The 12190-nt window shown below is 62.6% G+C and carries 11 protein-coding genes and 1 CRISPR repeat array; of the genes, 2 read left to right on the forward strand and 9 right to left on the reverse strand.

All coding sequences use genetic code 11. The annotated features are described in order from the left end of the window. Positions 1–235: 235 nt before the first annotated feature. Positions 236–1749: direct repeats of the CRISPR family, unit length 36 nt; unit sequence GTTGAAACGATGATCCCGATGAAGAGGGAACTGAAA. 76 nt (positions 1750–1825) lie between these two features. Beyond that, positions 1826–2350, reverse strand: a complete 525-nt coding sequence (locus VNN77_13400) for a hypothetical protein (GenBank protein HXG52386.1) — start codon at positions 2348–2350, stop codon at positions 1826–1828. Between the two features lie 291 nt (positions 2351–2641). Beyond that, on the reverse strand, positions 2642–3658 hold the full coding sequence (locus VNN77_13405; protein ID HXG52387.1) for a hypothetical protein: 1017 nt from the start codon (positions 3656–3658) through the stop codon (positions 2642–2644). A 128-nt stretch (positions 3659–3786) separates the two neighbouring features. On the opposite strand from VNN77_13405, the gene VNN77_13410 reads away from it, so the two are divergent. Beyond that, on the forward strand, positions 3787–4404 hold the full coding sequence (locus VNN77_13410; GenBank protein HXG52388.1) for a DOMON-like domain-containing protein: 618 nt from the start codon (positions 3787–3789) through the stop codon (positions 4402–4404). Between the two features lie 7 nt (positions 4405–4411). After that, entirely contained in the window at positions 4412–5617 is a 1206-nt protein-coding gene (locus VNN77_13415; GenBank protein ID HXG52389.1) for a DUF1343 domain-containing protein, read from the forward strand. Positions 5618–5790: 173 nt separating this feature from the next. On the opposite strand, the gene VNN77_13420 is transcribed toward VNN77_13415, so the two are convergent. The 7 genes from VNN77_13420 to gap all read right to left on the reverse strand — a co-directional run bounded on the left by VNN77_13420 (position 5791) and on the right by gap (position 12159). Further along, entirely contained in the window at positions 5791–6069 is a 279-nt protein-coding gene (locus VNN77_13420; protein HXG52390.1) for a cytochrome C oxidase subunit IV family protein, read from the reverse strand. Between the two features lie 10 nt (positions 6070–6079). Beyond that, positions 6080–6661: a cytochrome c oxidase subunit 3 gene (locus VNN77_13425; GenBank protein HXG52391.1), complete on the reverse strand. Its 582-nt coding sequence runs from the start codon at positions 6659–6661 to the stop codon at positions 6080–6082. A 10-nt stretch (positions 6662–6671) separates the two neighbouring features. Further along, the gene (locus VNN77_13430) at positions 6672–8375 is read right to left on the reverse strand and encodes a cbb3-type cytochrome c oxidase subunit I (GenBank protein HXG52392.1); all 1704 of its coding nucleotides are present in this window, start codon (positions 8373–8375) and stop codon (positions 6672–6674) included. A gap of 13 nt (positions 8376–8388) precedes the next feature. After that, positions 8389–9087 carry a cytochrome c oxidase subunit II gene (coxB, locus tag VNN77_13435; GenBank protein HXG52393.1) on the reverse strand — a complete coding sequence of 233 codons (699 nt, stop codon included), beginning with the start codon at positions 9085–9087 and terminating at the stop codon, positions 8389–8391. 38 nt (positions 9088–9125) lie between these two features. Continuing rightward, complete coding sequence (locus VNN77_13440) at positions 9126–10235, reverse strand: Phenylacetic acid catabolic protein (protein HXG52394.1); 1110 nt, start codon at positions 10233–10235, stop codon at positions 9126–9128. A 416-nt stretch (positions 10236–10651) separates the two neighbouring features. Then, on the reverse strand, positions 10652–11041 hold the full coding sequence (locus VNN77_13445; protein ID HXG52395.1) for a CBS domain-containing protein: 390 nt from the start codon (positions 11039–11041) through the stop codon (positions 10652–10654). Between the two features lie 101 nt (positions 11042–11142). After that, a complete protein-coding gene (gene gap / locus VNN77_13450; GenBank protein HXG52396.1) occupies positions 11143–12159 on the reverse strand; it encodes a type I glyceraldehyde-3-phosphate dehydrogenase in 1017 nt (338 codons plus the stop codon). Positions 12160–12190 lie beyond the last annotated feature (31 nt).

The following is a 12190-nucleotide window of genomic DNA, read 5'->3' on the forward strand; positions in this document are numbered from 1 at the left end:
CCCAAGGATCGCTTCCCGACGCGCAAGCAGCCGAGCGTTTGCTGTTTGGGCTTTTGGTCAGCGGTCAGATCCATATGCGGCGCATCGATGGCTGGAGGGAGCTGAATCAAGTCTCCATGTCGGTGGCGGCCTAAGGGGGGGATGCTGGAGCCTTGGTGAAGCGAAGATCGTTCGTTATAAGCCAATTGTGGAACAAATTTTTCAGGCATGGATACCGAAGGAACGAATTTCTACAGAAGTCGGGCCACAACCGATGAAGAGGGAACTGAAACCTAATCAGCCGTACATCACCGCAAAGTGTCCCGTATGCGTTGAAACGATGATCCCGATGAAGAGGGAACTGAAACGGACGTACGGCACCGAGAACGCTTCGAGCACGCCAAGTTGAAACGATGATCCCGATGAAGAGGGAACTGAAACGTCGATCGTGATCTCGGGCGGCACCGGCACCTCGAGTTGAAACGATGATCCCGATGAAGAGGGAACTGAAACGTGTCAACCTCTTCTACGCGCTCGAAGCTGATGCGGTTGAAACGATGATCCCGATGAAGAGGGAACTGAAACATTTCTGCGAGGGGAGCAAACGGTGGCCCGGAAAGGTTGAAACGATGATCCCGATGAAGAGGGAACTGAAACGCTACATGGCCTCGGTGCTTGGAAGCGGTGATCCGCGTTGAAACGATGATCCCGATGAAGAGGGAACTGAAACTGTACACGTCAATCGGCAGCGAAATGACCATAGTGGTTGAAACGATGATCCCGATGAAGAGGGAACTGAAACGCCGTATGTGCGTCTCTCACGTCGGAAGAGGCGCTATGTTGAAACGATGATCCCGATGAAGAGGGAACTGAAACTCGACCTTGATGAAACGGGCGTTGTAGCGAATCTTCAGCGTTGAAACGATGATCCCGATGAAGAGGGAACTGAAACCGAAAACGAAACGCCGGGAAGGTTGAGACTTTGGTGCTTGGTTGAAACGATGATCCCGATGAAGAGGGAACTGAAACGCTTCTCAGGCGCGACAGCGCATCTCGGGCGTGGATGAGTTGAAACGATGATCCCGATGAAGAGGGAACTGAAACAGAAACACGAACACATGATCCTGGCGCACTGGTTGACGAGTTGAAACGATGATCCCGATGAAGAGGGAACTGAAACGCGTATATACTCCGTGCAACGATGGCGGCCGGGTCGGTTGAAACGATGATCCCGATGAAGAGGGAACTGAAACACTGCAGAACCTGGCCCGCATCGGGATCTGAGGCGAAGGTTGAAACGATGATCCCGATGAAGAGGGAACTGAAACCCCCTGTTGGCCTGGTCCATGGTGTCGATCACCAGCGTTGAAACGATGATCCCGATGAAGAGGGAACTGAAAGTCCTTTCCTTCTCCTGCCGGCATCCGGCCGGCGCGCCAGGTTGAAACGATGATCCCGATGAAGAGGGAACTGAAAGATGTATTCCGCTGCCAGGGTCGCAATGCGACCATCGTTGAAACGATGATCCCGATGAAGAGGGAACTGAAACATATGGAGAAGCAGCTTGAAGACCTGCTGAAAACCGCGTTGAAACGATGATCCCGATGAAGAGGGAACTGAAACTTGTTTCCTCCGAAAGTTAAGTCGCTCGCAGTGGGTGTTGAAACGATGATCCCGATGAAGAGGGAACTGAAACTTCTTGAAGATCTTGGCCAGGTTGTTCTGGACGCTGAGTTGAAACGATGATCCCGATGAAGAGGGAACTGAAAGCGGCGGAAGCCCACCGGCGGGACGGGCGTCGCCGTATAGCGTCTTTCGAGTCGGTTTCGACTGAAACGACTCGCGGTCACTTTCTCGGCAGGACCACGATGGTCGCCGCCATAGTCGGTGCGTGGTCCGAACAGGTCAAGTGGTAGATGCCAATTTTTTCTGCGACGAAGGAAAGACGGTATTCCCGTCCCCGATTCCATTTTGTCTCGGGGATCACTTCGCGCCCATCGGGGTCGTTGACCCGCACATGATGCTCGTCTCCGTTGACGACGAACGCGGTCAGTCTGACGGTGTCGCCCTGTTGCACCGCCAGGCTGCTCGGAGCGAACATGTAGCTCGAGACCTCCCACCTTTTGGGATCGTTCTTGTCGGCCTGCCCGGGCGCCTTGAAGTCGTAACCTTTCGATAGATCCTTCGGATTGATGGAAGGTGGTTCGAGCTTGTCGGCCGACGTTCCACCTTTGATCTCGATAGCTGCCATGAAGATCGTGTGGGTAGTGGGTCCGGAGGTCTGGCCGAGGACCTGGCGGGGAACAAGAAGGACCAGTAAAACGAGAGCGGCATGCATCCCCGAGAAATTTAATGCCCGAGCGCTTTTCATGTTACCTCCTCCTTTTCTTGTCAAGACGTTTTCCCTCTCACGTACAGGAGACCAAACTCGATAACGTCCTCGATTCCGCCATCGGAGACCGAACGCACGCGGACGGCTCTCCTGGACCAGGTCCTCCGCATCGGCTCCACGCCCGATCAAACGGGGGGCCGCCCGGCAGAGCAGATCCGGATTGGGCAGCGCGCAGGTTCTAAACCTCTTGTGCGAATCTTCCATGTTCCCTCGCGCCAATGGCGCTTCAATGCCTCAGCATTTTGCTCCTGCCGTCATCGTAGATACAAATTACCTCGAAAATATTCCCGGCGCCCTTCCGGGTTGCGCTGCGACCGAAAATCGAACCCGGCGCCTTCTCCTCCCGGCGAGACTGGCCGGGACACCTGCCTCGCAACCGCCGCCCGCGGCAGGCAGGCGGATCAAGAGGCGGGACGAAACGACGGCGAGCGCGATGAACAGGGTAGCGAGGAGCGCGAGGAGGTGGATCTGTTCGACCGGCCGCGGATACAAAGTTTCCCACGGCGGCACGCCGGCGAGATCGGTGCGGAACGTTCCCGAAGCGAAATCGTAGACGTACACGTTCTCCCAGTCGAAGCAGGCGACGGGGACCGCGAAGCGGACGTCGTCGCGCCGGGCCGTCGAAGGGACTTCGCCCGCCTTGTAGATGCAGGTCTTGAACTCGAGAGCGACGTTGCGCACGCCGGTCCCGCCGACGAACGCTCCGGCGGGGTAGTCGGCGACGTAGACGACCGGGATTTTCGGCTTTTCCGCCCCGTAGTATTTTTGCGTCCGTTGTTCGTAGGAGCCGGGCCGGTTCCACCGCAGAAGATGGAATCTGCCGTAGCGGGGGTCGCTGTTGTATGCGGGATCGGTATCCTGCGAGTCGATCACCCAGCGGGGGACGCAAAAAGGGATCTCTTCGCCGAAGCTGACGACGGTGTCGTCGACGCGGCGGCGGATGCGACCGTCCGGACCCTTCGCGCTGTGGAAGACGCAGCCTTTCGTGAACTGGACGATCGCGTATTTCTCCAGCGCGGCCACCGAGTCGGTCTCGTACTCGGCGATTGCGCCTTTCCCGTACGTGGGGTGCGCGGGGTCGTCGGCGAACCAGACCTCGTATTCGGAGACCGTCAGCGAGAAGCGCTTGAGATCGCACGTTGCGGTGGCGCGGCAGTTGTGGTTGAGGAACGCCCGCTCGGTCCGCGACAGCGTGTGCACGTGTCCCTTGCCCGTGTAATCGGCGAAGCAGACCGCCGCCGAAACAACAACGAGCAGGACGAACGCGATGCCGATCGGCGTCTTCATCCGGCGGAGCCAGCCTATCGATTTCCCGCCGGCTGTCAACGGGCGGACGAGCCGGGGGCGGACGCGGCTTGTGGATCGGCGGCGGGTGAAGTATCCTCACTGACGCGCCGTGACCGGCGCGCCAGCCCATGTCGCGCGAAGCCCGCCGAGACAAGCCCGTCGTTACCGCAACGTCCGGGCGCATCGCGCCGAATCTCACGCGGTGCGGCGCGCGAACCGCGCTTCTCGCGCCTCATGGGGCGGGCGCCGGCGCGGCCGTGGAGGAGATCGAGTGCCGCGCCGAGCGAACGCCGGGCGGAGTTTCCGTGACTTACGAGGTCCGCGGCGACATCGAGCGGCTCGCGATCCCACCCCGCGCCCCCGCGGCGCGAAGAATCGACGGCCTGTGGGAGCACACCTGCTTTGAGGCGTTCGTCGCGGTCGAGGGGCTCGACGGATACACCGAGCTCAATTTCTCGCCGTCCGGGGAATGGGCGGCGTATACGTTTGACGCCTATCGTGCCGGCCGTTCCCGTCTCGAAATCGCCGCCCCTGTCATCGCCGTGCTCGCGCGCCGCGACAGACTCGTCCTGAGCGCGGCCGTCGATCTTCCGGCTTTGCCGGTCGTGGCCGGCCGGCCGCTTCGACTCGGCCTCTGCGCGGTGATCGAGGACAAGGAAGGCTCGCTTTCCTACTGGGCGCTCGCGCACCCCTCGAAGCGGCCCGACTTTCACCATCCCGGCGGCTTTGTTCTGGCGCTCGCTTAGGAGACGCATGAGATTCGGTATCGATCGGCTGCTGGACGATCCGGCGCTGCAGAGGCGGCTGGCCGGCCGTCGCGTGGCGATGCTGGCCCATCCCGCTTCGGTCACCCGCGATCTCGCCCACTCTCTCGACGCTCTTGCGGCGCTTCCGGGCATCCGCGTCTGCGCCGCGTTCGGCCCGCAGCACGGCCTTCGCGGGGACAAGCAGGACAACATGATCGAATCGGAGGATTTCATCGACCCCGTGCACGGGATCCCGGTGTTCAGCCTGTACGGCAAGTCGCGGCGCCCGACGCCGGAGATGACCGACTGCTTCGACGTGCTTCTCGTCGATCTCCAGGACCTCGGCTGTCGCGTCTATACCTTCGTCACGACGCTGCGCTACGTGCTGGAAGCCGCGGCCGAGCGCGGCAAGGCGGTCTGGGTTCTCGACCGGCCCAATCCGATCGGGCGGGCAGTCGAGGGATTGCGGCTTCGATCGGGGTGGGAGAGCTTCGTGGGTGCGGGGGCGCTGCCGATGCGCCACGGGCTGACGCTGGGCGAGCTCGTGCGATGGTTCGTGGCCACGCTCCGTCTCGACGTCGAATGCGAGGTCGTCGCCATGGAGGGGTGGGAGCCACAACGGGCGCCCGGCTACGGCTGGCCGCTCGGCGAGCGCGCGTGGGTGAACCCGAGCCCGAACGCCCCCAATCTCTGGATGGCGCGCTGCTACCCCGGAACCGTCATGCTGGAAGGGACGACGCTCTCCGAGGGCCGCGGCACGACGCGACCGCTCGAGCTCTTCGGCGCGCCGGACCTGGATCCGCGCGCGTTGCTCGCCAGGATGGCATCGCTGGCTCCGGGCTGGATGCGCGGCTGCAAGCTGCGCGCGTGCTGGTTCGAGCCCACGTTCCACAAGCACGCCGGGCGGTTGTGCTCGGGGATTCAGATTCACGTCGAGGCCGACGCCTACGACCCCGGAGCGTTTCATCCGTGGCGCCTGATGGCGCTGGCGCTGAAGGCGCTGCGGGAGCTGCGCCCCGACTACGATCTCTGGCGCGATTTTGCGTACGAGTACGAACGCGACCGGCTCGCCATCGATCTCATCAACGGAACCGACCTGCTGCGCCGGTGGGTGGACGACCCCGCCGCCCGGCCCGAGGACCTTGAGGCGCTCGCCGCCCCCGAAGAAAAGGCGTGGCGCGAGGAACGCGAAGCGGTGATGCTCTACCGGTAAGCGGACGTCCAAGCCGTTCGACCGCTACGCTTCCTTCGAGCCGTTGCGACGCGGAGCGCGGCGCAAACGTCGGACATCGGACGCAGCACGCCGGACCTGCGCCGCCGGGCGGCACCGTGGAGCGGCAGAACGAAAACCGCGAATCGGAAACGGGGAATGTCTCCGGGGCCCGGTCAGGGCCGGGGCCGGTAGGCGAAGTCGGGGAACAGAGCGAAGAGCAGCAAAATCACGAACGCCAGCGGCACGAGCACGATCGCGTAAGTGATCGCCTTCTCGTACTTGAGGTGCATGTAGTCGCGGGCGACCAAGAGCGCCTTGACGAATGCAAGCATGAAGATCAGGGACAGGGCGGCGACCTTGGGCAGCACCCAGGCGGCCGCGACCGAGACCGTGGCGAGCGCGAGCAGCCAGATCCAAATCGTGAGGTAGTGCCGGGTTTGTACGTCGCTCATTTTTCCTCTCCTAGGACAGGTAGATCAACGGGAACAGGAAGATCCAGACGATGTCCACGAAATGCCAGTAAAGCCCGGCGACCTCGACTCGATGCGGGTGGCGAGCGAGCCTCCCGCGCACGGCGTCGATCCACAGCGTCAGGTTGGCGACGATGCCCACCAGCACGTGCAGCGCGTGGAGCCCGGTCATGGCGTAATAGAACGACCAGAAGATGCCCGCGGCAGGCGTGAAGCCGTGGGCGATCTCGCCGCTGTACTCCAGAGCCTTGATGCCGAGAAAGCCCGCCCCGAGGAGGACGGTCGCTCCGAGGAAGAGCGACGCGCGCCCGAAGCTTCGGTCACGCGCGGCGGCGTGCGCCATGACGATCGTCATGCTGCTCGTGAGGAGCAAGAAAGTGTTGATGAGCGCGTAGCTGAAGTTCAGGTGACTCGCCGCCTCGGCCCACCCGGAGCTGCCCAGGCGGAGGACCACGTAGGAGGCGATCAGCCCGCCGAAGACGGGAATCTCGGAAGCCAGGAACCACCAGAGCCCGGTCTTCCCCGGGGGAGTGGCGGCTTCGACGAAAGGCGTCATGACATCGGTTTTGACCACGTGCGACCTCCTAGCGAGCAGCGGCCCCAGCGTCGGCCAGCGGGCGGTCCTGCGGCAGCCAGTCGTCGCTCGCCCCCGGGACGCTGTACTCGTAGGGTCCGCGGTAGACGCTCGGGATCTTCTCGAAGTTTTCGTGAGGCGGCGGAGAGGCGGTTGCCCACTCGAGCGTGTTGGCTTTCCACGGGTTGCTCGCCGCCGCCTTGCCGCGCACGAGGCTCACGACGAAGTTCACGACGAAGATGACCTGGGACAGGATGAGCACGGTCGCGGCGATCGTGATGAAGAGGTTCAGAGGCTCCAGGGGCTTGAGGAAGTCGTACTGCAACGGGTTGGCGATGCGGCGCATCATCCCTCCCAGCCCGAGCAGGTGCATGGGCCCGAAAACCAGGATGAAGCAGGCGAAGGTGAGCCAGAAGTGGATCTTGCCCAGCGTTTCGTTCATCATCCGGCCGAACATCTTCGGGAACCAGAAGTAGAGCCCCGCGAGACCGCCGAAGAAAACCGCGCTGATCAGCGTCGAGTGAAAATGGGCCACGACGAAATATGTGTCATGGATGTAGATATCGAACGGCGCCGAGCCGTTGAAGATGCCCGTGAGGCCCCCGAAGATGAAGACCCCCAGGGAGCCCACCGCGAACAGCATCGGCGTGGTGAACTGGATCGAGCCGCCCCACAGGGTCGCGATCATCGAGAAGACCACGAAAGAGAAGGGGACCGAGATGAGGATGGTGGTGACGCTGAACGGCATCGCCAGCCGAGGATCGAGGCCGCTGATGTACTGGTGGTGCGCCCAGACTACGAAGCTCAAAAAACCTGCGACCAGGCTCGCGTAGATGATGGGGCGGTAACCGAAGACCGGCTTGCGGCTGAAGACGCTCATCACGTCGAGGATGATGCCGAAGGCGGGCAGCAGGATGACGTAGACCTCCGGATGGCCGAAAAACCAGAACAGGTGCTGCCAGAGCAGCGGCTCCCCTCCTCCCTCCGGCAGATAGAACGTCGTGCCGGCAATGCGATCGAGCAGCAGCATCACGGCTCCCGCGATCAGCGGGCCCACGGAGATCATGAAGACGACCGCGGCGATGAGCTGCATCCAGACCAGCATCGGCAGGCGGAAGAACGTCATGCCGGGCGCCCGCAGGTTCATCACCGTGGTGAGAAAGTTGATGCCGCCGAGAAGGAACGACGCGAATTCCAGCGCCAGCGCGAGGATCCAGAGGTTGAGCCCCCAATCGACGCCCGTGTACTCCGGCTTGGCCGACAGCGGCGGGTATCCGGTCCATCCCGCCGAAGCCGGTCCGCCGGGAACGAAAATGGAGGCGAGCAGCGTGACGGAGGCGAGAAAGAAGACCCAGACGGAGAGCATGTTCAGGCGGGGAAAGGCCATGTCTCGCGCCCCGATCATCAGCGGGATCAGGAAATTGCCGAAGACGGCGAGCAGGAAGGGCATGGCGACGAAGAACACCATGATCGTTCCGTGCATCGTGACCAGGGCGTTGTAGACGTCCGGCGAGACGTATCCCCAGCCGGGAACCTCGGCTTCGGGGCGCGCCAGCTGCCACCGGATCAGATACGCGGTGGCGCCGCCGAACAGCCCCCAGAACATGGAAAGCGCCAGGTACTGCTTGGCGATGACTTTGTGGTCCGTGGAAAAGACGTAGCGGCGCAAGAAGCCGCTCGGCTCGGAATGTACGCTGTGGAAATCGCGGCTCACGTTCGACCGCCTCCTACCGCTGCTTTCGGGCCGCGAGCGCGTCGGTTTCCGCGAGCCGCTCGGCCAGCCATTTGTCGAAATCCTGCTGCGTGTGCACGTAGAGCATGCCCTTCATGCCCGAGTGGCCGAACCCGCACAGCTCCGCGCACGGAATCTCGTATTCCCCGGGTTGCGTCGCCTCGAACCAGACGGTGATCTGCCGACCCGGCACCACGTCCTGCTTCAGGCGCAGGTGGGGAAGGAAAAAACTGTGGATGACGTCTTTGGACGTGAGGACGACGTGGATCACCTTCCCGGCCGGCACGTGGAGGTTATTCTCCACGTGCAGGTCGTCGGGGGTGTCGAACGAACCGTCGCGGCCGGGAAAGGTGAACTCCCAGTTGAACTGCTTGCCGGTTCCCCGGACGACGAGGGCGGGCGGCGGGGGTTGCCCCTTGATTCGCGCCCAGACCTCCGCGCCGCGCAGGTCGAGAAAGACATCGAGGACGATCACGACGGCGACCGGCACCAGGACCCAGGAGAGCTGCTTCCAGCCGCTCCCGGTGACGTAGGCGGCGCGTCGGCCGACACGGCGTCGGAAGCGGAAAGCGAAATAGACGATCAGACCTTCGGTCAGAACGAACCAGGCGGCGGTCATGTAGAAGATCAGCCAGAAGATGCCGTCGACGTCGCCGCCGAAGGTCGACACGTTCCGAGGCAGCCAGCTCGACATAAAGCCACTCCTTGTATCTCGATTGAGCGTTGCCGGGATCAGGCGTTGCCGGCGGCCACCCAGGAACCGTCTTTGAAGATCGCCGCGAGGATTTTCGCGTCCTCGGGGCCGGGCAGGACCTCCTTCAGGTGGCGCTGATGCTCTTCCGGAGAAAGGAGCACGCCGTCGACGCTGTAAGGCTTGCCGGCGTACTCTCCGATCTCCCGGTTGAACTTCAGGTCGGGCGGGCGCAGCCTGGGCTGGTCCGCGGGAACCCACTGGTTGAGTTGCTCGATGATCTGGCAATTCTCGCGGTAGTAAAGCTCGCGCGACTCCTCGTTCAGCCGGTCCAGGTCTTTCGGCGGAGCGGACGCCTCGGCCTCGTTGAAGCGTCCTTTGAAGCCCCAGCGGTAGAAGCGCGCCGCCGAGCCGGAACGGTCCTTGCCGAGAAGGTCGTAGCCGGTGGACAGCCACTTGTTGAGGTACTTCTGCAGAATGGGAATCGGAACCTTCCCCGCCTTGACGACGCGCGCGAGCCCGGTCTGGCCGGTGAACAGATGGAAGGCCTCCTCCTTGAGCATCGGCCCCATGCTGCGCGACAGGGGAGCGAAGCTCGAGCGGCGCAGCATCGTGAGCTGGTACTTGCCGTCGCGATCGATGAAGCAGGTGTAGGTGAAGAAATCGATCCAGTTGTCCACGGGCTTGTTGAAGGCGCCGAGAAGCCGCGTGCCTTCGTAGGCCCTGCGCTCCAGCAGCTTGCGCGCCTCGAGCTTGCCGGAGTCGCCGAAATGGCTCACCAGGATGTGGCACATCTGCCAGCCGTGGCGCATCTCCTCCCGCATCACGCGCAGCAGACACTGGCGGTCGTAGTCGCTCGGAGCGGTGTCGACGAGCTTGCGCTGCTGCTCGGAAGAGGCGAATTCGGTGTCGCCCTGATAGTAGATCAGGTGAAGCAGCGCGTCGCGCATGTCCTGCGTCGGAATGTCGAGCACCTTGGAGAACTTCTTGCGCCCCTTGAACTCGCCGAATTCGATCTCGTCGTGCGTTCCGCCGTCGTAAAAGGCGTCGAAGTTATAGTCCTTGATCAGGGAAGAATCGAAACCGATATCCTTCTGCCACTTGAAGAAGAGATCCTTCCAGTCGTCGAAAGTTGCGATCTTCTGCGCCATCATGCCTCCTGGGGTAATCTTCGTGCCGGCTTTTCTCCCGGGCGTCCGGAAAATTTCAGACGGCAGTCCCGTGCAACGCGCCCCGGCGCGCGGCTGCGCCTGTGCGCCGACCGCGCGAGTCCGGGGGGATGCCGTTCCTCGATTTCACTGGACCTTGGGATGCCGCACCGAATGGATTGGCTTGTTGCGCGTCGATTTTCGCAAGAGGAATGCCAGCGAAGGGTCGTGGCAATCGGCGTGTAAAATCAGGCACTTGCTTCGCCCCGGCCGATGCGCCATTCCTATCGCTCGGAATGGATGCGACCTGTGTTCCTAAAATCTGGAATGAGGAGGCGCCGTAACGGAGCGCCTGCGGCAGGGGGGAAACGTTTCGATCGCGGTGCGCGAAGCGGGCCTGGCCAGACCGCTGCGGCGTGCTACAGGTCGTAGACGGGCGTGTGGAGGGCGACGTGCTTGCCGAGCGCGATCGCGTTGACGATGTCGGCGCGGCTCACGATGCCGAGAACCTGGCCGTTGCTCATGACGGGCAGGCGTTTGATCTTGTGAGTCGTCATCAGGCGCGCGATCTCCTCCACGGGAGCGTCCGCCGGGACGCTGATGACCTTTCGGCTCATGATCTCGCGAACGCTCTTGCCCTTCTTCGAGACGATATCCGATTCGGAAACCACGCCCACGATTTTGCCGGTCTTGTCGGTGACCGGCGCGCCGCTGATCTGGTTCTTGATCAAGATCATCGCGAGCTGCTTCACCGTCGTGGTGGGACTCACGGTGATGACATCCCTGGTCATGATGTCCTTCGCAACCATGCCGTGCACCTCCTTCGCGGCAGCCGCCTGCTTTCAGACGGTCACGGTCGCGGAACGCCGGCCGACGCCGGAACGCCGCTTCCCGCTCCCGCGGCGGCGTCTCAACCCAGCCCCTTTTCCGCCATCATCGCCGCCACGTCGCCGACGCGACAGCTGTAGCCCCATTCGTTGTCGTACCATGACAGGATTTTCGCCATCTTCCCGTCCAGAACCACGGTCGACAGGGCGTCCACTATCGAGGAAGCTGGATTACCACGGAAATCGCTCGAAACCAAGGGCTCGTTGCAGTACTCGAGTATCCCCCGCAAGCGGTTTTTCGAGGCCCGTTCGAGAGCGCCGTTGACGTCTTCCACGGATGCCGATTTCTTGAGATCGACCACGAGGTCGACCACGGAGACCGTGGAGGTCGGGACGCGCAGCGAAAGGCCGTGCAGCTTGCCTTTGAGCTCGGGCATCACCAGGCCGATCGCTCTGGCGGCCCCGGTGCTGGTCGGGACGATGTTCATCGCCGCCGCGCGGGCGCGCCGCAAATCCTTGTGCATCAGGTCGAGGATGCGCTGGTCGTTGGTGTAGGCGTGCGTCGTCGTCATCAGGCCGCGCTCGATGCCGAAAGTTTCGTGCAAAACCTTTGCCACCGGGGCTAGGCAGTTCGTGGTGCACGAGGCATTGGAGACCACGTGGTGCTTGCGCGGGTTGTAATCGGAATCGTTGACGCCCAGGACGAGCGTGAGGTCCTCGTTGGTCGCGGGCGCCGTGATGATCACTTTTTTGGCACCGGCTTCCAGATGCGCGCGGACCTGCGCTCCGTCGGTGAAGACCCCCGTCGACTCGACGACGATCTCGACGCCGAGCCGGCTCCACGGCAGCCTCGACGGATCCTTCTGGTTGAGCACGGCGATGTTCCAGCCGTCGACCTTCAGCATTCCCTCGCCCACCTCGACGGGCCCGGGGTAGATGCCGTAGGTGGAATCGTAGCGGAACAGGTGCGCGTTGGTCTTGAGGTCTGCCATGTCGTTGATCGCCACCACCGTAAGCTCGTTCTTGTGACGCTGCAGCATCGCCCTGAGACTGAGGCGCCCGATCCGGCCGAATCCGTTGATCGCTACTTTGGTCGGCATGGTTCCTCCTGAGTGGGAAGCGGTCGCCGCT

The organism is Candidatus Zixiibacteriota bacterium (assembly GCA_035574315.1).
In the GTDB taxonomy this organism is placed as follows: domain Bacteria; phylum Desulfobacterota; class Binatia; order UBA9968; family UBA9968; genus DATLYW01.